This is a genomic window from Paracoccus marcusii (assembly GCF_028621715.1).
Lineage (GTDB): Bacteria > Pseudomonadota > Alphaproteobacteria > Rhodobacterales > Rhodobacteraceae > Paracoccus > Paracoccus marcusii.
The window spans coordinates 2267469-2287830 of the sequence record NZ_CP117466.1 but is presented as its reverse complement, the minus strand read 5'-3'; the positions used below and the strand labels follow the sequence as shown (position 1 = coordinate 2287830).

21 protein-coding genes are annotated in these 20362 nt (G+C 66.1%); 7 read left to right on the top strand and 14 right to left on the bottom strand.

The window, feature by feature from the left end; genetic code table 11:
• Nucleotides 1–14: 14 nt before the first annotated feature.
• Entirely contained in the window at nucleotides 15–1589 is a 1575-nt protein-coding gene (locus PRL19_RS11275; RefSeq protein WP_273743032.1) for a gamma-glutamyltransferase, read from the bottom strand.
• 269 nt (nucleotides 1590–1858) lie between these two features.
• Between PRL19_RS11275 and PRL19_RS11270 the strand changes: the two genes are divergently transcribed.
• The gene (locus PRL19_RS11270; RefSeq protein WP_273743031.1) at nucleotides 1859–3160 is read left to right on the top strand and encodes an MFS transporter; all 1302 of its coding nucleotides are present in this window, start codon (nucleotides 1859–1861) and stop codon (nucleotides 3158–3160) included.
• 52 nt (nucleotides 3161–3212) lie between these two features.
• Here PRL19_RS11270 and PRL19_RS11265 read toward each other — a convergent pair whose 3' ends face one another.
• The 7 genes from PRL19_RS11265 to PRL19_RS11235 all read right to left on the bottom strand — a co-directional run bounded on the left by PRL19_RS11265 (nucleotide 3213) and on the right by PRL19_RS11235 (nucleotide 10737).
• A complete protein-coding gene (locus PRL19_RS11265; RefSeq protein ID WP_273743030.1) occupies nucleotides 3213–3890 on the bottom strand; it encodes a GNAT family N-acetyltransferase in 678 nt (225 codons plus the stop codon).
• Nucleotides 3891–3975: 85 nt separating this feature from the next.
• A complete protein-coding gene (locus PRL19_RS11260) occupies nucleotides 3976–4689 on the bottom strand; it encodes an SOS response-associated peptidase (RefSeq protein WP_273743029.1) in 714 nt (237 codons plus the stop codon).
• 15 nt (nucleotides 4690–4704) lie between these two features.
• A complete protein-coding gene (locus PRL19_RS11255) occupies nucleotides 4705–6390 on the bottom strand; it encodes a chloride channel protein (protein WP_273743028.1) in 1686 nt (561 codons plus the stop codon).
• Between the two features lie 157 nt (nucleotides 6391–6547).
• Nucleotides 6548–8086 carry a gamma-glutamyltransferase family protein gene (locus PRL19_RS11250; protein WP_273743027.1) on the bottom strand — a complete coding sequence of 513 codons (1539 nt, stop codon included), beginning with the start codon at nucleotides 8084–8086 and terminating at the stop codon, nucleotides 6548–6550.
• Complete coding sequence (locus tag PRL19_RS11245; RefSeq protein ID WP_273743026.1) at nucleotides 8086–9102, bottom strand: ABC transporter substrate-binding protein; 1017 nt, start codon at nucleotides 9100–9102, stop codon at nucleotides 8086–8088. Before PRL19_RS11245 ends, PRL19_RS11250 begins: the two co-directional genes overlap by 1 nt.
• A gap of 16 nt (nucleotides 9103–9118) precedes the next feature.
• A complete protein-coding gene (locus tag PRL19_RS11240; RefSeq protein ID WP_045999467.1) occupies nucleotides 9119–9892 on the bottom strand; it encodes an ABC transporter permease in 774 nt (257 codons plus the stop codon).
• Nucleotides 9889–10737, bottom strand: a complete 849-nt coding sequence (locus PRL19_RS11235) for an ABC transporter ATP-binding protein (protein WP_273743025.1) — start codon at nucleotides 10735–10737, stop codon at nucleotides 9889–9891. Before PRL19_RS11235 ends, PRL19_RS11240 begins: the two co-directional genes overlap by 4 nt.
• A 171-nt stretch (nucleotides 10738–10908) precedes the next feature.
• Here PRL19_RS11235 and PRL19_RS11230 point away from each other — a divergent pair, with 171 nt between their 5' ends.
• Nucleotides 10909–11610 (top strand): GntR family transcriptional regulator, encoded by a 702-nt coding sequence (locus PRL19_RS11230; protein WP_139597418.1) that lies wholly within the window; start codon nucleotides 10909–10911, stop codon nucleotides 11608–11610.
• Here the strand turns inward: PRL19_RS11230 and PRL19_RS11225 are convergent, their stop codons facing one another.
• A complete protein-coding gene (locus PRL19_RS11225) occupies nucleotides 11611–12012 on the bottom strand; it encodes a nuclear transport factor 2-like protein (protein ID WP_194885322.1) in 402 nt (133 codons plus the stop codon).
• Between the two features lie 78 nt (nucleotides 12013–12090).
• Here PRL19_RS11225 and PRL19_RS11220 point away from each other — a divergent pair, with 78 nt between their 5' ends.
• Nucleotides 12091–13317: an amidohydrolase family protein gene (locus PRL19_RS11220; RefSeq protein WP_273743024.1), complete on the top strand. Its 1227-nt coding sequence runs from the start codon at nucleotides 12091–12093 to the stop codon at nucleotides 13315–13317.
• A 42-nt stretch (nucleotides 13318–13359) separates the two neighbouring features.
• On the opposite strand, the gene copM is transcribed toward PRL19_RS11220, so the two are convergent.
• Nucleotides 13360–13770: a CopM family metallochaperone gene (gene copM, locus PRL19_RS11215; RefSeq protein ID WP_273743023.1), complete on the bottom strand. Its 411-nt coding sequence runs from the start codon at nucleotides 13768–13770 to the stop codon at nucleotides 13360–13362.
• Nucleotides 13771–13913: 143 nt separating this feature from the next.
• On the opposite strand from copM, the gene cueR reads away from it, so the two are divergent.
• The 3 genes from cueR to PRL19_RS11200 are packed head-to-tail and all read left to right on the top strand — an operon-like array spanning nucleotide 13914 to nucleotide 15585.
• Nucleotides 13914–14369, top strand: coding sequence for a Cu(I)-responsive transcriptional regulator (gene cueR, locus PRL19_RS11210; protein WP_273743022.1), 456 nt, complete (start codon nucleotides 13914–13916; stop codon nucleotides 14367–14369).
• Nucleotides 14366–14821 (top strand): DUF411 domain-containing protein, encoded by a 456-nt coding sequence (locus PRL19_RS11205; RefSeq protein ID WP_273743021.1) that lies wholly within the window; start codon nucleotides 14366–14368, stop codon nucleotides 14819–14821. The genes cueR and PRL19_RS11205 overlap by 4 nt, the downstream gene beginning before the upstream one ends.
• Before the next feature lie 2 nt (nucleotides 14822–14823).
• Nucleotides 14824–15585 carry a glutaredoxin gene (locus PRL19_RS11200; RefSeq protein ID WP_273743020.1) on the top strand — a complete coding sequence of 254 codons (762 nt, stop codon included), beginning with the start codon at nucleotides 14824–14826 and terminating at the stop codon, nucleotides 15583–15585.
• A 251-nt stretch (nucleotides 15586–15836) separates the two neighbouring features.
• On the opposite strand, the gene PRL19_RS11195 is transcribed toward PRL19_RS11200, so the two are convergent.
• The 4 genes from PRL19_RS11195 to PRL19_RS11180 all read right to left on the bottom strand — a co-directional run bounded on the left by PRL19_RS11195 (nucleotide 15837) and on the right by PRL19_RS11180 (nucleotide 18639).
• Nucleotides 15837–16229, bottom strand: coding sequence for a DUF4112 domain-containing protein (locus PRL19_RS11195; RefSeq protein WP_273743019.1), 393 nt, complete (start codon nucleotides 16227–16229; stop codon nucleotides 15837–15839).
• A 105-nt stretch (nucleotides 16230–16334) separates the two neighbouring features.
• Entirely contained in the window at nucleotides 16335–16703 is a 369-nt protein-coding gene (locus PRL19_RS11190; protein ID WP_273743018.1) for a VanZ family protein, read from the bottom strand.
• 400 nt (nucleotides 16704–17103) lie between these two features.
• Nucleotides 17104–17622 carry a hypothetical protein gene (locus tag PRL19_RS11185; RefSeq protein ID WP_273743017.1) on the bottom strand — a complete coding sequence of 173 codons (519 nt, stop codon included), beginning with the start codon at nucleotides 17620–17622 and terminating at the stop codon, nucleotides 17104–17106.
• A 231-nt stretch (nucleotides 17623–17853) separates the two neighbouring features.
• Entirely contained in the window at nucleotides 17854–18639 is a 786-nt protein-coding gene (locus PRL19_RS11180) for an SDR family oxidoreductase (RefSeq protein ID WP_273743016.1), read from the bottom strand.
• A 363-nt stretch (nucleotides 18640–19002) separates the two neighbouring features.
• On the opposite strand from PRL19_RS11180, the gene PRL19_RS11175 reads away from it, so the two are divergent.
• A complete protein-coding gene (locus PRL19_RS11175; protein ID WP_273743015.1) occupies nucleotides 19003–20322 on the top strand; it encodes a cation:proton antiporter in 1320 nt (439 codons plus the stop codon).
• The last annotated feature ends 40 nt before the right edge of the window (nucleotides 20323–20362 follow it).

Here is a 20362-nt window from a genome sequence, read left to right as displayed (position 1 = left end):
ATGACGCTTGGCGATCACACGTCCGCTTCGCAGACGGCGTCGCCCCAGGGGCTCATGATCTCGGTCGCGCCGCAGTTCCGGCCCGCCTGGCGCATCACGCCCGCGGGCACGGCGAAGGCATAGGGATGGACCGTCCGCTTGGCGGTCTTCACGGGGCCAAGGGCGGCCAGCGCCTGCGCCACGTCCTGCGGCAGATCCTCGTCCATGACCGTGCCTGTCGCGGCAGAGGCGTCGATCCGCGGCGTGTGGAACGCCTGTTCCAGGTCCATCCCGAAATCCACCATGAAGCTGACCAGGTTGGCCACCGCGGGCAGGATCTTGCGCCCGCCCGACGCGCCGATGGCGAACATCCGGTCACCCACCTGCCCCACGGTGGGACAGACGTTCATCAGGCACCGCTTGCCCGGCGCCAACGAATTCGGTCGGCCCTGCTCGGGGTCGAACCACATGATGCCGTTGTTCAGCAGCATCCCGGTCTGCCCGGACACGACATGGCTGCCGAACATCGACAGCAGGGTCTGGGTGACGTTCACCATGTTGCCGTGCCGGTCCACGACACTGAAGCTGGTGGTGCAGGCCGGGGCGCGCGGGCTTTCGCCTGTGTCGCCCGCATGGGCCAGCCGGTCGCGATAGGCATCGCCCAGGCCTGACGCCAGCGCGGCATAGCTGGCCGCCGACGGCGCATCACCGGGATCGAAGGCCGCCTGCATCTGCTGCAGGGCCGTGACCAGTTCGGCCCCCGCGGACAGACCCGACGGCGCATGGATGACGGCATCGCGATAGCGGACCGTCCGGGGCGCACGGGCCTCTGGCTGATAGCTGCGCAGATCCTCCATCGACAGGCTGCCGCCCTTGGCGCGCACGTCGTCGACCAGCATCCGGCCGATGTCGCCGTGATAGAAATCCTGGGCACCGTGATCGGCCAGCCGTCGCAGGGTGGCCGCATGGACGCGCTGATCCAGGCGCGCGGCCGAGGCCGTGGTCCAACCGGCGATGTCGGGCCATTGCCCGTCCGCCAGGAACAGCGCCGCCGCATCGGGGTCCTGCGCCAGCTGGCGCGCCGCGGACGCGATCAACAGCGACGAATACCAGTCGAGCAGCATCCCCTCCTCTGCCAAGGCCACGGCGGGGGCCAGCAGATCGCCCCAGTCGCGTGTCCCGTACCGCCGATGGGCCAGCGCCATCCCGGCGACCGTTCCCGGCACCGCGACAGAGGTCGCGCCATAGATATTGCGGTCGTCCCTGACGCGCGTCCAGGGAAACAGGTCCGCCGCCTGCCGCCCCGGCTCCAGCGGATAGTCGGCGACGTCAAGGCCCGCGGGTGCGCGCATCCCGAACTCGATCGTCTCGGCCCGCTGTTCACCCGCGCGCCATAGGGTCATCATGCCGCCACCCATCGGACCCGACATCCACGGCTCGACCACGCCCACCGCAAAGGATGTCGCGACCGCCGCGTCCATCGCGTAGCCCCCGGCGGCCAGGACCGCGGCGCCGACCTCGGCCGCCTTGCGATGCTGCGCGGCGACGACGCCGCCATCGGTCCAGACGACCTCCTTGCGGATGCGTTGCGTTCTGGAGAAATTCGACATGGCCTGGCCTTCCGTGATCGACATCGCCTGCGGGGGGACGCCCCGCCCCACCTGAGCGCGTCGGGCAGCGTCATGCAAGGGCGGGCCGCCCGACATGTGCAAACTTGACACCGCCGGTCGTCCGGTTAAGTCGGCACCGGTCGTTCACGACGGAACGGCCATCCGACGATCCTCCTCCGTACAGGCCGACGCATCAGGGCTGCATCATCAGCGCCGGTCGCAGCGCACGGGCCGAGATCCTCTGAAATCATGCGCCCTATGGACCCGCCATGACATCCACCCGACCATCCGCCCCGCCCGCCGGCGCGGCCCCCGCCAATTCGCCCGCCCAGGTCCTGACGGCCAGCCTCATCGGCACGACGATCGAATTCTTCGACTTCTACATCTATGCGACGGCCGCGGTGCTGATCTTTCCGTCGCTGTTCTTTCCGGGATCGGACCCGACCACGGCGCTGCTGGCGTCCTTTGCGACCTTCTCGATCGCGTTCTTCGCGCGGCCGTTGGGGGCCATCGTCTTTGGCCATTACGGCGACCGCATCGGCCGCAAGGCCACGCTTGTCGCCGCGCTTCTGACGATGGGGGTGTCGACCGTCACCATCGGCCTGCTGCCGACCTATGACCAGATCGGCGTCTGGGCGCCGCTGCTGCTGGCGCTGTGCCGGTTCGGACAGGGCTTCGGCCTGGGCGGCGAATGGGGCGGGGCCGTCCTGCTGGCGACCGAGAACGCACCCGAGGGCAAGCGCAGCTGGTACGGGATGTTTCCGCAGCTGGGCGCGCCCGTCGGTCTTCTGCTGTCATCGGGGTTCTTCTGGGTGCTGCTGCACTTCATCACCCAGGACGAGCTGCTGGCCTGGGGCTGGCGGCTGCCATTCCTGTCGTCGATCCTGCTGGTCGGGATCGGCCTGTGGATCCGCCTGTCCATCACCGAGACCCCCGAATTCGCCGAGGCCGTGAAGAAGGACAAGCGCGTATCCGTCCCCCTGGCCGAACTGTTCCGCCATCACAAGCTGAGCGTGTTCCTGGGCACCTTCGCAGCGCTGGCGACCTTCGTGCTGTTCTATCTGGCGACGGCGTGGCTGCTGTCCTACAACGTCAAGGTCCTGGGGATCCCGTTCAAGGATGCCTTGCTGATCCAGATCTATGGATCGGTCGTCTTCGGCCTGACGATCCCCGTCGCGGGCAAGATCGCGGATCGCACCGGGCGCTATGGCTTCCTGATCATCGTGACCATCCTGATCGGGGCCTTTGCCCTGTCCTTCGGGTCGCTGATGCAGGGCAGCGCCCAGAACGAGGCCAGCGTCTATCTGTTCGTCACGATCAGCCTGATGCTGATGGGCCTGACCTATGGGGTCATCGGGGCGGCGCTGGCCGCGCCCTTCCCGGCCCAGGTCCGCTATACCGGGTCGTCGCTGACGTTCAACTTTGCCGGCATCTTCGGCGCGTCGCTGGCACCTTATGCAGCAACCTGGCTGCAGATGAACTATGGCATGGCGCAGGTCGGATACTATCTGCTGGGCGCCGCCGTGATCTCGTTGATCTGCATCGTGGCCACGGGGCGCGACAAGATTTGATTGCCGACCGGTGATCCTTGCACCCCGCGCCCGGCGGCGCGGGATGCACCCGTCATGCGCCGCCGCGCAGACAGGCCCCAAGCGTGGATCGCTGCCCGCCATCGGCGTCGAAATTGTCGGGCGCCAGCCACGCCAGATAGCCGGGCCGCAGTTCCTGCCAGTCTTGATCGGTCATCGCGAACCAGGCCGTGTCGCGGTTGGTCCCCTTGACGACCATGTGCTGCCGAAAGACCCCCTCGGGCCGAAAACCGAAACGCAGGGCGGCCCGTTTCGAAGGCGCGTTCAGGTCGTTGCATTTCCATTCGAACCGCCGATAGCCCAACGCAAAGACGTGGTCGGCGAACAGGAACAGCGCCTCGGTCGCCATGCGGCTGCGCTGCAGGGCGGGGCCCCACATGATGCTGCCGATCTCGATCACGCCATGGGTGCGGTCGATCCGCATCAACGCCTGACGACCCTCGGCGCGTCCAGTCGCTGCATCGACCACCGCAAAGAACATAGGGTCTGCCGATGTCGATGCATGCTCGACCCAATCCGCAAAGGTGTCACGATCCTGGGGCGGATGCTCGAAAAGCCAGCGAAAGCGGTCATCGGCCCCGTCCGCGGATGCGGCCGCGTAAAGCGTCCCTGCATGACCGGCCTGAAGCGGTTCCAGCCGCACGTATCGTCCGATGATCGGCGCCCGCGCGGGGGCCGGGGGCAGTGACCAGCGGGTCAGGTCCACATGCATGTCCCATCGCTCCTTTCCAAGGCTGGCGGTCCGTTGCGCCACGGACGGACCCGCGCGACGCGTGACTCGGGATGGCCCCTGGGCATCACACCGGCGCCTCGACCAGCGTCAATGTCCCGTCGGGCAGCGGCCGCTGCAGCTCAGTCGCCGGTATGCCGTCCAGCCAGGCGTGCCATTCCTGGGGGCGCGTCAGGATCACCGGCATCGCCTTGGGATGGATCGGCGCGACCTCGGCGTTCGGAGGACAGGTCAGAAAGGCATAGAGGTCGTCGACCGTCTCTCCATCCTTGACCTTGCGGACCGATCGCCAGCCGCGCGTCTCGATCCCGGCGAAGAACAGGGTCGAACCTGGGTCGGCGGGTGCGAACCACTGCACGCCCTTGCCCTTGCCGCGCGGTTCGGAAAAGCTGGTCAGCGGCACCAGACAACGATGCTCGTGGCCAAGCCAGCGCCGCCAATGGGGCGACTCCAAATTGCGGACATTCGTGACGCCCGGGTCGCGCTCCGTCTTCAGCGCAAAGCGCGGCGACGGCATGCCCCACCGCGCCTTGACCAGCTCCGGCCCGTCCGCGCCGTTCCGGATGATCGGCGCCATCTGGTCGGGATAGACGCTGCCCGGCGCCAGGTTTCCCGACCGGTCCGTCAGCCCGTCGATCAACCGGACCAGCGCCTCCTGCGGCGTCGTGTGGTTGTAAAGGTTGCAGATCGCCCCGCCCTCCGCTGGTTCGCGTCCATTTCTGGGCCCGCCCCGGACCGGCGTCAATGACCCGCCGGCCACGGTGACAGGCACCGCGGGCATGGGGCCGCCGCGGTGTCAGCCGTGCTCTTCGGCGGCGGTCTGTTCCAGGGCCTGGTTCAGGGCGCGCAGGACGTCGACGTGATGGACGCTGCCGATCAGGCGCAGGGGGTCGTCCGGGCCGTCGCAGGCCGTCACGGCCAGAAACACCGCGCCGCTTCGTTCGAACAGCGGCAGGGCCTCGGCCAGGGTGGTGGTCGGGGCCACGGTCGGACCGCGTTCCGCCATGGCGCGGACCAGATCCTCGGTCGGGGCGTCCGGGGCGTCCAGCGCGCGGATGACCGGCGTGACGCGCAGCTGATGGGGCAGCCAGGCCTGCGGCCCTTCGGAGAGATGGATGCCCCGCCGCTCCAGCTGGGTCAGAAAGAACGACCGCCTGACCAGGGTCGATGCCAGGGCGGAACTGAGCGAGACCGAGGTCATCACCGCGATGCCCGTCTGCCAGTCTCCGGTCATCTCGAACACGATCAGCGCGGTCGAGATGGGGGCGCCCAGGACCGCCGCGCCGACCGCGGCCATGCCGGCAAAGGCATAGACGTTGACGCTGCCGGAATAGCCGGGCGCAAGGGTCGTGGCGATGATCCCGAAGGCCAGGCCGGTCAGCGACCCCATGACCAGCGCGGGCGAGAACACCCCGCCCCCCATGCGCCCGCCCAGCGTGATCGCGACCGCCAACGCCTTGACGACCGCGAACATGACCGCCTGCCCCAGGCCGATCTGGCCGGACAGCGCCGCGGCGGTGGTTTCATAGCCCACGCCGATGATGTGCGGAAAGGGAATGGCGATCACGCCAAGGGCAAGCCCCGCCAGCGCGGGCCGGGACCAGCGCGGCCAGCCGATCCGCGCCATCGCCCGCGTCGCCAGGCTGTCGGCGCGAAAGATCCCGCCCATCATCGCCGCCGCGACCAGCGCGCAGACAAGGCCCAGCACCATGAAGGCGGGCAATTCGATATGGAAGGCCAGGTCAGGCTCGACCGGCAGCATGAATTCGGTCAGGCCGCCGAACTGCAGCCTGTTGATGACCGTGCCCGCCACCGCGGCGATCGCGATCGGGGCAAAGGCGCGCGTCGCGAAATGCCGCAGCACGACCTCATGCGCGAAAAGCGCCCCGGCGATGGGCGCATTGAAGCTGGAGGCGACCGCACCCGCAACGGCGCATCCCAACAGCTCCCTGCCGGTCACCGGGCTGGCCTTGATGCGCCGCGCGACTGCGGTCGAGACGACGCCGGCCAGATGCACGACAGGCCCCTCGCGCCCGGAACTGCCGCCGGTGCCCAGCGTGATCAGCGAGGCCGCGGCCGATGCCAGACCCTCGCGGACCTCGACCCGGCCCCCGTCCAGCGCCGCGCCCTCGATCACGTCGGACACGGCGCGCACGCGCCCGTCTGGGGTAAAGCGGTCCAGGATCAGCCCGACGACAAGTCCGCCCAGGACCGGCACCACCAGCACCCAACTCCAAGGCAGGTCGCGCGCGACGCTGGCCAGGGTCAGGTCGTCGGCGCCGTAGAGGGCCGTCTGAACCCCCGAGATACCCAGTCTGAACCCAAGCGCCGCAAATCCCGCCGCGATGCCGATCAGCAGCGCCAGCACCCAGAACTGCACCTGTCGCAGGGCCCGGTCGGCCGCAATGCGCAGGACGGGATACAAGTCGCGACGCCACCAGCGCAGGGTGCGTCTGACAAGAAGGGCGAAGGCAGGTCTCATTCGGGCAAGGCTGGCACAGCATCGTTATCTTGGCGAGGGTGATCCGTCATGCGGACATGGTGCACGGCCCATGGCCGGGACCGGCACGGCGTTCCACCGATACCGGGCACCCTACATCGGCGGCGGCTGATCCCCCACGACGCGGCCGATGGCGGCGTCAGAGGGCCAGCCCCTCGCCCCGGGGATCATGCGCGCCAGAACTCCCCGTCGCGTCGATGCGGATCGCGCCTGCGCAGCCGAAGATCGGGGACAGGGCCGGCAGTTCGGCCGTCTCATGCCCCATTGCGGCCAGGGAGGCGATCGCCGCGTCGCCCAGGGAGGCCTCGACCTTGAGGCTGTCGCGGCTGTCCGAAAAGGTTCGCCCCAGAAGAAAGCGCGGCTGCGCCAAGGCTGCCTCGGGCGACAGCCCCAGGTCGATCAGGCCGCTCAGCAGGACGGCCAGTGTCTGCGGCTGGCCATCCGCGCCCTGCGTGCCATAGAGGAGATGCGGCCGGCCATCCTTCAGCGCGATGCCGGGGTTCAGCGTATAGAAGGGCCGCTTTCCGGGGGCGATGACATTCGGGTGGGTCGGATCGGTGGCAAAGCTTGCGCCACGATTGTGCCAGATGATCCCGGTATCACCGATGACGCAGCCGCTGCCCCAGTCGAAATAGGTGCTCTGCAGGACCGATGCGCAGCGCCCCTGCCCGTCCGTCGCGGCGAAGAACACCGTATCCCCATGCCGGACCCTGTGCGGCCAGGCCAGTGCACGATCCGCGCGGATCGCACCCGCCTTGGCGTCCAGCCGATCCGGGGACAGCAGCGCCGATATGTCGTCCCCCGCGTGGTCCCGGTCGGCGATACGCCCGCGGTCCAGGAAGGCCTGCTTGACCGCCTCGACCAGCAGATGGGTTCGCATTGCGGGGTCGCGGGGGATCCGCAGCCGGTCGAGGATGCCCATGATGGCCAGCGTGGTTATCCCCTGCGTGGGCGGCGGCGGCGCCAGCAGCATCAGGTCGCGATAGGGCTGGGACAACGGTTGCGCGGCCCGGCTGTGCGTCGCGGCAAGGTCGGCGGCGGTCAGCAGCGCGCTTGCCTGGGCCAGGCCCTGGGCGATCCGCTGCGCCGCCGGTCCCTGATAAAAGCTGCGCAACCCGTCCCGGACCATCAGGGACAGGATCTCGGCCAGTTGCGGCTGGCGCAGCAGGTCGTTTCCGGCAGCGGCGAACTGGGCCGCAAAGCCCGGCCAGTCCGGCCAGTCCGCGGCGCGAAAGTCCAGCCAGAATCGTTGGCTGTCACTGGGCCGAAACCCGTCGCGCGCAAGGGCCAGCGCGGGTGCCAGCAGCGCCTCCGGCGTCATCGCCCCGCTCCATCGGGACGCAGACAGGCGCAGGGCATGGTCCCAGCTGTCGACGGCGCAAGCGGTCGTCAGCATCGACCCCGGCCCCCGCAGGGGCAAGGCGTCGGGCAGGTCCGGCAGGACGCCCGGCGCCTGGCCGATGCCCATCAGCGTCGTCGCCCAACCGTCGCGGTCGGCCATGAGCCAGACCGCGTCGCCGCCCAAGCCGCAGAAATGCGGCATGACCACGGCCAGGACCGCGCCCATCGCCACGGCGGCCTCGGCCGCGGTGCCGCCGCGCTGCAGGACGTCCGCCCCGGCCCGTGTCGCCAGCGGGTGCGGGCTGGTGGCCATCGGCTGCATCGCGGCGGCCGCCATCAGTCGGCCAGGACCAGCTGGCGGTCGTCCAGCGGCGGCAGGAAGCTGCGGTCGAAGACCTGCCCGGCTTCGGGCGTGGTCTGCAGCTGATAGCCCTCGGCGACGATGTCGATGGCGCGCGACAGGCGGTCGTCATCCAGATCGCCCAGACCGATCCGCGTCACCTCGTCCGAGGCGATCAGGTTCTCGTACGAAAACATCATCCGCGCCATCTCGAGGTCGCGATTGGCCAGGTTGTCGAAGGCCAGGACGGCATCGACGCCTGCCTCGTGGTCCTGGGCGATCTCGACCGCGGCGCGGTTGATCGCACGGACCAGGCCGGTCACGGCGTCAGGGTTGTCGGCGATCATCGCCTGAGAGACCATGACCCCGTTGGCATAGAGGTCCAGACCGTGATCGCCGAAGTTCAGCCAGTTGAAATCGGCGGCAGGGTCCTGGCGGTTGTTGATCAGGTTGAACCAGGCCGTGATGTTGAACACCATCGCCCCGTCGATGTCGCCGCGGATCAGCATGGGTTCGGTCAGGTTCGGCGCCAGGCTTTCGATGGTGATGCTGTCCAGGTCGACGTCGTTCATGCGCGCAAAGACCGGAAGCAGTTTGGTCGTGGGCGTCCCGGGCGCGCCGCCCAGGGTCTTGCCCGCCAGATCGGCAGGGGTCGTGATGCCGCTTTCCTTGCGGGTCACGACCGTGAAGGGCGGATCGTTCCACAGCTGATAGACCATGACCGGGGTCTGGTCGGGGCGTTCGGCGGCGTTCTGGATGATGGCGTTGATGTCGCCAAAGCCCGCGTCATAGGTGCCCGACATGATCCGGGTGACGGTGGCGGCGGACCCCTCGCCCTGGTCGATGGTGACGTTCAGGCCCTCCTCCTCGAAATAGCCCTTCTGCTGGGCCAGCAGGATGGGCGCATCCGACCCCTGCGTCTTCCAGCCCAGGGTGAAGCGGATGTCGGTCTGGGCCAGCGCGGGGGCGGCCATCGCGATCAGGGATGCGGCGGCAAGCAGCGATTTCAGCATTGGGATACCTTTCGGATCAGGAGGGGGACAGGTCGGTGCGGCGGTTCGCCCAGCCCACGACGCGGCCCTCGATGACCGAGAACAGGACGTAGAGGGCGACCCCCAGGAAGGCCAGGATGAACAGGCCGGCAAAGACCAGCGGCACGTCGAAGTTCGACGATGCGCTCATCATCACGTTGCCGATGCCCTTGTTCGAGGCGACGGTCTCGGCCAGCACGGTGCCGACAAAGGCATAGGTCGCCGCGATCTTCAGCGAGGCGAAGAAGAACGGCATGGTGCGCGGCAGGCCCACGTTCAGCAGCAGGTCCATCTTGCCGGCGCCCAGGGATTTCAGCACGTCCTCCATCTCGGGCTCGGTCGTGGCAAGGCCGGTGGCGATGTTGACCACGATGGGAAAGAAGCACATGGCCAGCGCGGTCAGGACCGCAGGCACCGGCCCCGCCCCGAACCACAGCACGAAGATCGGGACGACCGCGACCTTCGGGATGGACGAGAACCCGATCAGCAGCGGATAGGCCGTGTCATAGGCCACCCGCGACGTGCCGATCAGCGCGCCGATCACGACGCCGACCGCCACGCCAAGGCCAAAGCCGATCATGGTCGTCCACAGCGTCTGGATGATGTGCGGCCACAGGACCGGAAAGCGCGCGACCAACGTCGCCATCACCTGCGACGGGCGCGGCACCACCAGGTCGGACACGTTCAGGGCCAGGCACAGAACCTCCCACCCCAGGAAGAAGGCGACGATCAGCGCGGCGGACCACATGCGGCGACGGATGGCATAGTTCATGACGCGACCTTTCGGGCGGATTCGCCGCGGGCATCGATGATGCGTTCGCGCAGGCGCTGGTTCAGGGCCACGAAATCGGGCTGAAAGGTCATCTCGACCGTGCGCGGGCGGGGAAAGGTGACGGGGCTGTCGTCGATGATGCGGCCGGGGCGCGCGCTCATCACGCAGATCCGCGTGCCCAGAAAGCCGGCCTCCTTGAGGTCATGCGTGACCAGGATCACGGTGGGGCGACGCTTGATCCACAGATCCTGCATCGTGCCCCACAGCTCCTCTCGGGTGAACTGGTCCAGCGCGCCGAAGGGTTCGTCCAGCAGCAGCAGGCTGGGTTCATGGATCAGCGCGCGGCACAGGTTGGCACGCTGCAGCATGCCGCCCGACAGCTGCCAGGGGTAATGACCGGCGAACTTTTCCAGGCCCACATCGGCCAGCAGCGCGTGGACCCTGTCGCGGTACTCGCCCCGCTTCTTGCGGGCGTAATCCTGTCGGAACGGGCGCACGATCTTCAGCGGCAGCATGATGTTCTGTTCGATCGTCAGCCATGGCAGCAGGGTCGGGTTCTGGAACGCCATTCCGACGCGCAGGGCGCGGGCCGCGACCTCGCGTCCGCCCACGATGATCTCTCCGCCGGACGGGCGGGTCAGGCCGCCGACCAGCTTGAGGATCGTCGACTTGCCGCAGCCGGACGGCCCGACAAGCGCCAGGAATTCGCCCTCGTCCAGGTGCAGGTCTGTCGGTTGCAGCGCCTGGACGCGCTCTGCGCCCTGTCCGAAGGCGACCGATGCCCGCGACAGCTGAACCGCTGGTCGCTTTCGTTCCGGCGCGATCTGTGCAAGATCCGGGTTCATGAGGTTCCCCTGTCAAAGGTGCATGACAAAAGTGCATACACTTTATACCGATTCCTTAGCCCGCCGGTGCCTGGCCACGCAAACCGCGGGGCGCTGGAAAATGGTGGCCGGATGGTCGATGCCGAAACTTTCCTCAGTTCCGGGCCACATGCCCGATCAGCAGGCGGTCGCATGACGGCAGGGGCGCGTTCCGTCGGCGGCGACCGCATGGCCGCGATCTGCCAGGGCATCCGTCGGGCCATCATCGAAGGGGCGCTGATGCCCGGCGACCGCCTGCCCGAGGATGCCCTTGGCGAAAGCTTTGGCGTCAGCCGCACCATCGCGCGCCATGCCCTGGGGCAGCTGGCCGCCGAAGGCCTGGTCGATCTGCGCCGCAACCGCATCGCGACCGTGACCGCGCCCACGCCGGCCGATGCGCGCGACATCTTCGACATCCGCGTGGCCCTGGAACGTCAGGTCGTGCAGCATCTGGCCGGTCACCTGTCGCCCGACCAGGTCGCCGCCCTGAAGGAGATCGTCCGCCAGGAACATGATGCGCGCCACGGGCCCGACGGCGCGTCGATCCGGCTGGCAACAGAGTTCCACATCCGCCTGGCCGAAATGACCGGCAAGCCGATTTTGGTCCGCTATGTCACTGAAATCTGTTATCGCGCGGGCCTGTCGCTGTCTGCGCTGGCCCGCCCGCATTCGTCGGATTGCGCCATCAGCGAGCATCTGGCCCTGATCGACCTGATCGCCAAGGGGCCCGCCGACAAGGCCGCCGACCTGATGGCCGAGCATCTGGAGGCCGTGGCCGCCCGCGCCCTGCTGTCGGGCGATCGCAGCCGCAGCCGCGATCTGGTCAACATCCTGCAGCCCTATGCCAAGGGCTGATCAGCCCTTGGCGATGGTGGGATCAAGGATCCATTCGGCGCTGTCGTTCCAGACGTCGGTGTCCAGGATCAACCCATCCTGAACCGTGAACCGGTCGATATAGCGGTTCCCGTCGAAAGGCGTGCCATCCGGCCAGGCGCCATGCAGATAGCCCAGGCTATAGACGATCGTCTGGTCGCCCGCCGGCACGACGTCGTACCGCTCGATCCGCTTCTTGACCCAGGCATAGCGGGCGGCGTTGAAACCGGTCGGCCCCGACGGCGTGTCGAAGACGCGCCCGCCCGTGAACCGGCAGGTAAAGCCCGGCGCGACGAAGGTCGCAGCCAGCACCGGATCGGGCGCCATCGACGCCGCAAGATAGTCCTTGACCGCCTGCAGGTCTTTTTCGGTGTTCTGGTTCATCGCGCTCTCTGCTTGTCTGTGGCGGGGTAAAGTGCATACACTAGCAGAATACAGAAGGTCGCCGGGGACACAAGAACGATGCTGGATCTGATCCTGAAGAATGCCCGCCTGCCGCAGGGTGCCGCAGATATCGGCATCGCCGGCGGTCGCATCGCCGCCTTGGGCCGTGACCTTGGCCCGTCGCGCGAGGTCCGCGACATCGAACACCGCGCCGTCCTGCCGGGGCTGGTCGAGGCGCATATCCACCTGGACAAGGCCGGCTTGCTGTGCCGCTGCGGTCAGGCCGACAGCGTGCAGGCCGCCGTGGCCGCGGTCAGCGCGCTGAAGCGCGACTTTACCGTCGACGATGTTCGCAGCCGCGGCGCGCAGGTAGTCGAGGCCGCGATCCGGCAGGGCACCATGCACATGCGCACCCATGTCGAGGTCGACCCGCGCGCCGGATTGCGCAGCCTGACGGCAGTGCTGGCCCTGAAGGACGACTATGCCTTTGCGCTGGACCTGCAGGTCTGCGCCTTTGCCCAGGAAGGCCTGACCAACGATCCCGGCACCGAGGCGCTTTTGGAACAGGCGCTGGCGCAGGGGGCCGACCTTCTGGGCGGCTGCCCCTATACCGACAGCGACCCGCTGGCGCAGATCGACATCCTGTTCGCGATGGCCGTGCGGAACGACGTCGATCTGGATTTTCACCTGGACTTCGACCTGGACCCCGACGGATCCCAGATCAAGGCGATCTGCGATCGGACGATGCGCCACGGCTGGCAGGGCCGCGTGAACCTGGGCCATGTGACCAAGCTGGCGGTGATGACCGACGGTGCCCTGCGCGATCACGCCGCGATGCTGGCCCAGGCCCGGGTCGCCGTGACCGCCCTGCCCGCCACCGACCTGTACCTGAACGGCATGGATCAGGGTCACCGTGCGCCCCGCGGCGTGGCGCCCCTGCACCTGCTGAAAGGGGTGACGGTCGCGGTGGCGACGAACAACGTGATGAACCCGTTCACGCCTTATGGCGACTGCTCGCTGCTGCGGATGGCCAATCTCTATGCCAACGTGATGCATCTTGGCGCTGGCGAGTTCGCGGCCTGCCTACGGATGATCACCGACGGTCCGGCCCGCATCCTGCGCGTGGCCGATTACGGGCTGTCGGTGGGTGATCGCGCCGACCTGATCGTGCTGGATGCCGCGACGGCCGAGGATGGACTGGCCACCATCGCGGCACCACTGATGGGCTTCAAGGCCGGTCGCCAGAGCTTCGACCGGCCCGCGGCGCGATTGCTGCGCCCCGTGGCGGGCGCCCTGCCCGCCTGACGCAGCGCCATGCACCACCTGCGTGGCGCTGTCTGTCATCGTTCAGCTGTCGTGTCCGGCCAGCCAGGCCTCCATCATCTCGATCTCGGCCTCCTGCGCCGCGATGACCTCCTCGGCCAAGGCGCGCACCTGGGGGTCCTGGCCGTGTTCAAGGACGATGCGCGCCATGTCGATGGCGCCCTGGTGGTGGGGGATCATCCCCCGCATGAAGTCCACGTCCGCGTCATTGGTGTATTCGACGTCCATGTTCGCGTGCATCTCGGCCATCGCTGCGCGATAGGCCGTCGTCGCCGGCGTGTCGTCGGGTCGTGCACCGGACATCGCCATGTCGCCATGCGCGGAATGATCCATCTGAGCCATGTCGCCATGGGCGGAATGGTCCATCGTCTGCTGGGCAAGACCCGGCGCGGCGACGGCAAGGGCGGTCAGCAGGATGGGGACGAACGTTTTCATGGCAGTGCTCTCCTTCTTCCCGATCTCAGATAATCCTTCCCATCGTTGCAAGGTCAATGCCGCGCAGACGACGTCATCACGCCCTTGACCTTCCCATGATGGGAAGCCCCATATCCCTGTCATCGCAATGACGGAGCCCTGCCATGAACATCGGAGACGCCGCCAACCGCTCTGGCGTATCGGCCAAGATGATCCGATACTATGAACGGATCGGCCTGATCCCGACAGCCAGCCGGACGGCCTCGGGCTATCGCGAATACGAACCGCGCGACGTCCATATGCTGCGCTTTATCGCCCGCGCGCGCGACCTGGGCTTCTCCGTCGCCGAGATCACCGAACTGCTGGACCTGTGGCGCGACAAGGACCGGCGCAGCGCCGACGTCAAGGCGCTGGCGCAGGCGCGGGTCCGGGACCTGCGCCACAAGATCGCGCACCTGCAGGACATGGCCGACACGTTGGAGGAACTGGCGAATGCCTGCGCCGGAAACGAGCGTCCGAACTGCCCGATCCTGCAGCGGCTGGAGACCTTGGACACGGATGACGATCCGTTGTCCCGCAGGCGGCCCGAACGGGGATTCAAGGAAAGGATCGGCGGGTGACGGATCGACGCACGTTCATGACGGCGCTGGCGGCGGGCATTCTGGCTGGCCCGGCGATGGCATGGTCCGGTCAGGCGCCGGTCCGCACACGGGTCTTTCGCGCGCCCGATTGCGGATGCTGCGGCGCGTGGGTCGCGCATCTGCGGGATCACGGCTTTGCCGTGGAGGTGGTCACGACCGATGACATGCAGGGGGTCAAGGATCGCCACGCCGTGCCTGCGCCGCTGCGCTCCTGCCACACGGCCCTGATCGACGGTTATGTGATCGAAGGGCATGTGCCCGCCACCGACATCAGCGCCCTGCTCGCGCAGCGTCCGCCGGCGGCAGGCCTGGCGGTGCCCGGCATGCCCGCCGGATCGCCCGGCATGGAGATGGGCGGGCGGCGCGATCCCTATGACGTCATCCTGTGGACCGGGTCCGAAACCCGCGTCTTTGCAAGCCATCGAGGTTGACCATGACCCTGACGACCCCCAGAACCGCCACCCTTCACCGCATGGTGATGACCAAGCACATGTGCCCCTATGGCCTCAAATCGCTGGACCTGCTGCGGCGCCAGGGCTTTCGCGTCGAGGACCACCACCTGACCACCCGTGCCGAGGTCGACGCGTTCAAGGAACAACACGACGTCCGGACCACTCCGCAGACCTTCATCGACGGTCGGCGGATCGGCGGCTATGACGACCTCAGGCGGCATTTCGGCAAGGCCGTCCGCGACAAGTCCGCGACCACCTACCGCCCCGTGATCGCGCTGTTCGCGATGTCCGCCGCGATGGCTTTTGCGACCAGCTGGGCCGCGTTTGGCCAGCTGATCACCATTGCCGCGGCCGAATGGTTCGTGGCCTTTGCCATGTGTCTGCTGGCCTTGCAGAAGCTGAAAGACGTCGACAGCTTTGCCACGATGTTCCTGAACTATGACCTGCTGGCGCAGCGGTGGGTCCGTTACGGCTACGTCTATCCCTTCGCCGAGGGACTGGCGGGCGTCCTGATGGTCGCGGGCGCGATGATGTGGCTGTCCATTCCGGTCGCCCTGTTCATCGGCACGATCGGCGCAGTGTCGGTCTGGAAGGCCGTCTATGTCGACAAGCGAGACATCAAATGCGCCTGCGTCGGCGGCGACAGCAACGTCCCCCTGGGGTTCGTCTCCCTGACCGAGAACCTGATGATGATCGCCATGGCTGTCTGGATGCTGATCAAGGTCACGGTGCTGGGGCACTAGTGGCTATCAGTTGCGGATCAAGTGGTTAGGAGTGGCTTCTGAATAAAAACGGGAGAGAAAAACGACCGGCCATTTCCAACCTACGTCCCAATGAGGCTCCAGATTCATTGAGCATCAGAGCCAAAACAAAACAGCTGCGGTGAACATGACATCGGCAAAGCGCTCCCGGGAAACCGGTCGCATTGAACGCGACGGGCCTCCACTCCGTGAGGCGACCAAGCAGGCTCCCGATAGATCTCCCATAAGTGGTTCTAGGATGATCTTTTATCATCATAAGGCGCGGCAACCCCGGCGAGCCTATCGCGATTGAGATGCGAGCGCAGAATGTCGACGTTGCGCAGGTTGGACTTGAACCAAGCATCAAAGACGCTTCCAATAAGAGGAATGCTGCCAAATGTCGTATCCACGGCAACGTTGAGCCCCTGCCTTACAAGCTTGTGCCTAGGCAGCCCCATGCGATAACTTTCCAACACGATCCATGCCGCCGGCAGCATTGCCGCAGCGTCGCCGAGCCCCGGCACCAAACCTGCGATCGCGTCGTATCCGACCCGAAACCGTGTACCGGGGATTCGAAACACCGAATCCAGTTTGCCGGAAAGCTGTTCCAGCCGTTCAAAGCGCGCCTTGTGCAAATCATCGTTCATGTGGTTGCAAGCACGACAGCACCACCATGGTTCCCAAATGCCTTGATCTGCTGGTACGTCGGCGTCACGTGACAATGTGGCTTTTCCGCCAAGCACCCGTCGTGGTTACCGGCGCATGCGCGGCCGTGCAAAGGGTACAAACCGCCCGGCAGCCAAGCCGATGACGACACCAATCCCGAGACCGATCAGGTCCGCAACCCAGTCCCCAAGACTGCGGTCACGCCCGACGAATGGCTGAAGGATCTCAATCAAACCACCAAACGCCAGATAGGCGGGTAAAGCCAGCATCAGCCAACGCGGCCGAAGATAGGCCATCGGAAAGGCAAGCACCCCGAACGCGACCATGTGGTAGATCTTGTCAGATTCCGCGACTGCCCCCAAAGGCGGCACTGGTACCGGCGTCAGCGTCAGGACCGCAATCGCCGTTGCGATCAGACATGACAGCCCTAGGGCTAGTTTCGACTGAAGGGGCATGGACACTTCGCGTTTCAAAAATCTGCCGGGCAAAAACCACGACGATACCGGCCTTACACCATGATGGGCCTGAATACAGGGTCACCTTGACCTGTTGAGGAAGCATTGACGGTATGCAGCATAACGCGGGCGCCGGGCAGCCGACGGTTCAACGCGTCAAACCTCTTTGTAGAAAAGAAGCAGCTCCCGGAGCTTACCCGGGAGCCCACGCATGTCATCGACAGTGCGTCTTTGTCGTACTGCTCGTGCCCTCGATCTCTGCCGCCGAAGTGCGCTCAACTACTGAGGTAGTTCTTATTATTATTTTCTGCTTAAGGTTAACAGGGCGCGCTGTCTAACGTTATTTTTGTAGCGGGGTCAGTTTTACAAGATACAGGGCAATGCCTTGGGAAGCGGCCCACTACCAGGCATTGCGATAGCGCATACAGTTTTCCGGATGGACAACGCGACCCTCTCTGATCGCCTGAACAACGGCGGCTTTATGGGCTGCCAAACGGGCGGCGTATCCTGCCCTGGAGAAGTATTCAGGCTGGAACAGGATCATGCCATTCTCATCTGCCACGAGATGAGAGTCGCGACCGATGCCAAGTCCCCGGTGCGCGGGAAACACGATGGGATGGTAATTGCTGACGCCGCCTGCCAAGGCGCCGCACTTCGTGCAGACCGCGAGGACGATCGCATTCATCCGGAAATACAGCACGTCTGAGCGTTGGCTGAAAGGCAGTGCAATGGCAGAAGCCGGGTCCCTGACGAACTCTGCATGGGCGTCACCGATTTCTTCGGCTGCAACATACAGTTGCAGACGGTCCGCACTGCTCATATCCGCGTCGTCGATGATCCAGGCATCCGGGGGAGCGAAGGCTTCGAGAGGCAAGGTTGCAAGCCGTGGTGGTCGGCTTGGCATGTGCGATCGGGTCATGTGCCGGGCCTCAATCTCTCTCCTGAGCGATGATCTTCATGAGGCCGTGAAAGCGCAATACCTTCCCGAACCCCGATCCGGCCCACCCGCTGCGTCTGGCTTGGCCTGACATCCCAAAACTAGGGACATCACCAATACTTTGCCGGCCATTCGGGATTGCCCGTGGGTATGGTCGCCACTGCCTGCAGTCGGTAGTGCCGGTGAACATACAGCGCTCGCCCCACTTGCGGCCTAATTTCCGGGCGCGGCGGCCGAACCTGCCAGGATACCCCCATCGATCGTCAGTTCAGCCCCGGTCATGTAGGCCGCCTCGTCCGATGCCAGCATGACCGCCAGCGCAGCCACCTCCTCGGGCCTGCCGAAGCGGCGCAGGGGCGTGTCGGCCACCATTGCCGCTTCCCGCTTGCTGCGGTCGGGGCCATTGCCCAGCATCGGCTCCCACATCGGCGTCATCACCGCCGCGGGATGGATCGAGTTGCACCGGATGTTCAGGCCCTGCCCCGCGCAGTACAGCGCCACGCTTTTCGTGTGATTGCGAACGGCGGCCTTGGAGGACGCGTAGGCCGCCGCCATCGGGATGCCGACAAGCCCCGAGCGCGAGGAGATGTTGATGATCGATCCCACGCCTTTCGGCCTCATGGCGCGGATGGCATAGCGGCAGCCCAGGAAGGTACCGTCCAGGTTGACGGCATGAACGGCGCGCCAATCGGCAAGCCGTGCATTTTCCGGATCATGCGCCGGTGGGACGGATCCCTCGAACCCGGTGACCCCGGCGTTGTTGACGACGATATCCATCGTCGGGAACTGCTCGGCAATGGTACTCCAGTCCGCTTCGGAAGTGACGTCGAGCCGGGCGAATGTCCCACCAATCGCGTCTGCCACGGCATGGCCGCCGATCCTATCGATGTCAGTGACAACGACATGTGCGCCCTCGTTGGCAAAGGCTGTTGCGATGGCCGCACCGATGCCGCGCGCCGCGCCTGTCACGAGGGCCGTCTTTCCGGACAGTCTGGCCATGGGAGATCCTTCGTACTCAAAGGTGAAACTGATCGACGCATCGCATGAAGGCGCGCGGCCCGTCTCGGACGTCCTAACAAAAAACCCTATCCATCGTCATGCACTTCACATCAGCCGCTTGCCCAGTCGATGGGCGATTCCACAGGGTCCGGGCTCATCGACGTCCAGGTCGGAACCGTCTCGTCATCTGTCAAACTCGTCAGCCGCATATGTAACTCAGGAACCTTTCGGCAGCATCACGGTTGGCTGCCCGGACACATTGCGGTGTCTTACCACCATACGTCGTCCGACCGCCGGACTTTCCTTTCCCCTTCACTTCCCTCAATCGAACCCTGCCTTCGGCGCGGTTTCGAAAGGCATGACATGTTCGAAACCCTGACCCGGCCACCCGATCCGTACATCCTTCTGATGATGGGACTGGGGCTGCTGATTGCACTCGTAGCCTGGCTGCCCCTGGCTCTCCGCCGTGTTCCACTGTCCCTCCCGATCGTCTGTATCGGCCTTGGCATGGGTCTGGGTGCCATTCCCGGCTTGAGGTTCGCCCCCTTGCCCCTGGAGCACCCTGAAATCACCGAACGGTTTGCCGAATTCGTGGTGATCATCGCGCTGATGGGCGCGGGCCTCAAGATCGATCGGGTGCTGGGCCTGCGCTCATGGCTGATCACCTGGCGACTGATCTTTCTGACCCTGCCCTTGGGGATCGCGCTGATTGCCGTCCTTGCCGGGACATGGCTGGCCCTGCCGTGGGCCATGGCGCTGCTCCTCGGGGCGGTTCTGGCACCGACGGATCCGGTCCTGGCCTCGGACGTGCAGGTCGGCCCCCCGAGGACGGGCGAGGAGGACGAGGTCCGGTTCGCCCTGACATCCGAGGCAGGCGTGAACGACGGCGCCGCTTTCCCCTTCGTCCATCTGGCCATAGCCCTGGCGGCCGCGTCCGTGACGCACGAACCTTGGGCCCTGGACTGGCTGACCTACAATGTCGTTTGGGAGATCGGCGTCGGCATCCTGGGCGGCTATCTGGTCGGGCGGCTGTTTGGATGGATCACGTTCCACATCCCCGCGGAAAGCCGTCTGGTAAGGACCGGTGACGGCCTGATCGCGCTGTCGGCGACATTCGTGTCCTATGGCCTGACCGAGGTGTTCCATGCCTACGGCTTCCTGTCGGTCTTCGTCACCGCCCTGACCTTCAGACAGGCCCACAGGGATCACGACTTCCACAAATCCATGCACGACCTGATCGAACAGATCGAACGGATCTCGATGATGGTGCTTCTGCTCCTGTTCGGAGGCGCGATCGTCAATGGGCTGCTGTCGCCCCTGGTCCCCATGGATATCGCAGCGGCCCTGGTGATCCTGCTGGTGATCCGCCCGATCACCGCCCTGGTGGGCATGACGGGCATCAGCGCCCCTTGGCATGAACGAATGACGATCGCCTTCTTCGGCATCCGGGGCATCGGGTCGTTCTACTACCTGGCCTATGGCCTGAACCACATCGATGACCTGCAGCACGCGGCACGTCTTTGGGCGATCGTCGGACTGGTCGTGCTGATGTCCATCATCATGCACGGCCTGTCGGTCACACCGATCATGCGAATGCTGGACCGCGTGCAGGGCCGCGACCCCGATGCCGAAGACGCCGTGCCACCCCCGGGTTTCCAGGGACCAGGCAGGGATCCGCACTGATGGCCCGGTTGCATGCACGTACTGCCTTGTGGTGCGGAGA

Bases quoted from the DNA above. Each gene is read 5' to 3' on its own strand.
- PRL19_RS11275 (WP_273743032.1), bottom strand. From the start codon at position 1,589: ATGTCGAATTTCTCCAGAACGCAACGCATCCGCAAGGAGGTCGTCTGG.
- PRL19_RS11270 (WP_273743031.1), top strand. From the start codon at position 1,859: ATGACATCCACCCGACCATCCGCCCCGCCCGCCGGCGCGGCCCCCGCC.
- PRL19_RS11265 (WP_273743030.1), bottom strand. From the start codon at position 3,890: ATGCATGTGGACCTGACCCGCTGGTCACTGCCCCCGGCCCCCGCGCGG.
- PRL19_RS11260 (WP_273743029.1), bottom strand. From the start codon at position 4,689: ATGCCCGCGGTGCCTGTCACCGTGGCCGGCGGGTCATTGACGCCGGTC.
- PRL19_RS11255 (WP_273743028.1), bottom strand. From the start codon at position 6,390: ATGAGACCTGCCTTCGCCCTTCTTGTCAGACGCACCCTGCGCTGGTGG.
- PRL19_RS11250 (WP_273743027.1), bottom strand. From the start codon at position 8,086: ATGGCGGCCGCCGCGATGCAGCCGATGGCCACCAGCCCGCACCCGCTG.
- PRL19_RS11245 (WP_273743026.1), bottom strand. From the start codon at position 9,102: ATGCTGAAATCGCTGCTTGCCGCCGCATCCCTGATCGCGATGGCCGCC.
- PRL19_RS11240 (WP_045999467.1), bottom strand. From the start codon at position 9,892: ATGAACTATGCCATCCGTCGCCGCATGTGGTCCGCCGCGCTGATCGTC.
- PRL19_RS11235 (WP_273743025.1), bottom strand. From the start codon at position 10,737: ATGAACCCGGATCTTGCACAGATCGCGCCGGAACGAAAGCGACCAGCG.
- PRL19_RS11230 (WP_139597418.1), top strand. From the start codon at position 10,909: ATGACGGCAGGGGCGCGTTCCGTCGGCGGCGACCGCATGGCCGCGATC.
- PRL19_RS11225 (WP_194885322.1), bottom strand. From the start codon at position 12,012: ATGAACCAGAACACCGAAAAAGACCTGCAGGCGGTCAAGGACTATCTT.
- PRL19_RS11220 (WP_273743024.1), top strand. From the start codon at position 12,091: ATGCTGGATCTGATCCTGAAGAATGCCCGCCTGCCGCAGGGTGCCGCA.
- copM (WP_273743023.1), bottom strand. From the start codon at position 13,770: ATGAAAACGTTCGTCCCCATCCTGCTGACCGCCCTTGCCGTCGCCGCG.
- cueR (WP_273743022.1), top strand. From the start codon at position 13,914: ATGAACATCGGAGACGCCGCCAACCGCTCTGGCGTATCGGCCAAGATG.
- PRL19_RS11200 (WP_273743020.1), top strand. From the start codon at position 14,824: ATGACCCTGACGACCCCCAGAACCGCCACCCTTCACCGCATGGTGATG.
- PRL19_RS11195 (WP_273743019.1), bottom strand. From the start codon at position 16,229: ATGAACGATGATTTGCACAAGGCGCGCTTTGAACGGCTGGAACAGCTT.
- PRL19_RS11190 (WP_273743018.1), bottom strand. From the start codon at position 16,703: ATGCCCCTTCAGTCGAAACTAGCCCTAGGGCTGTCATGTCTGATCGCA.
- PRL19_RS11185 (WP_273743017.1), bottom strand. From the start codon at position 17,622: ATGACCCGATCGCACATGCCAAGCCGACCACCACGGCTTGCAACCTTG.
- PRL19_RS11180 (WP_273743016.1), bottom strand. From the start codon at position 18,639: ATGGCCAGACTGTCCGGAAAGACGGCCCTCGTGACAGGCGCGGCGCGC.
- PRL19_RS11175 (WP_273743015.1), top strand. From the start codon at position 19,003: ATGTTCGAAACCCTGACCCGGCCACCCGATCCGTACATCCTTCTGATG.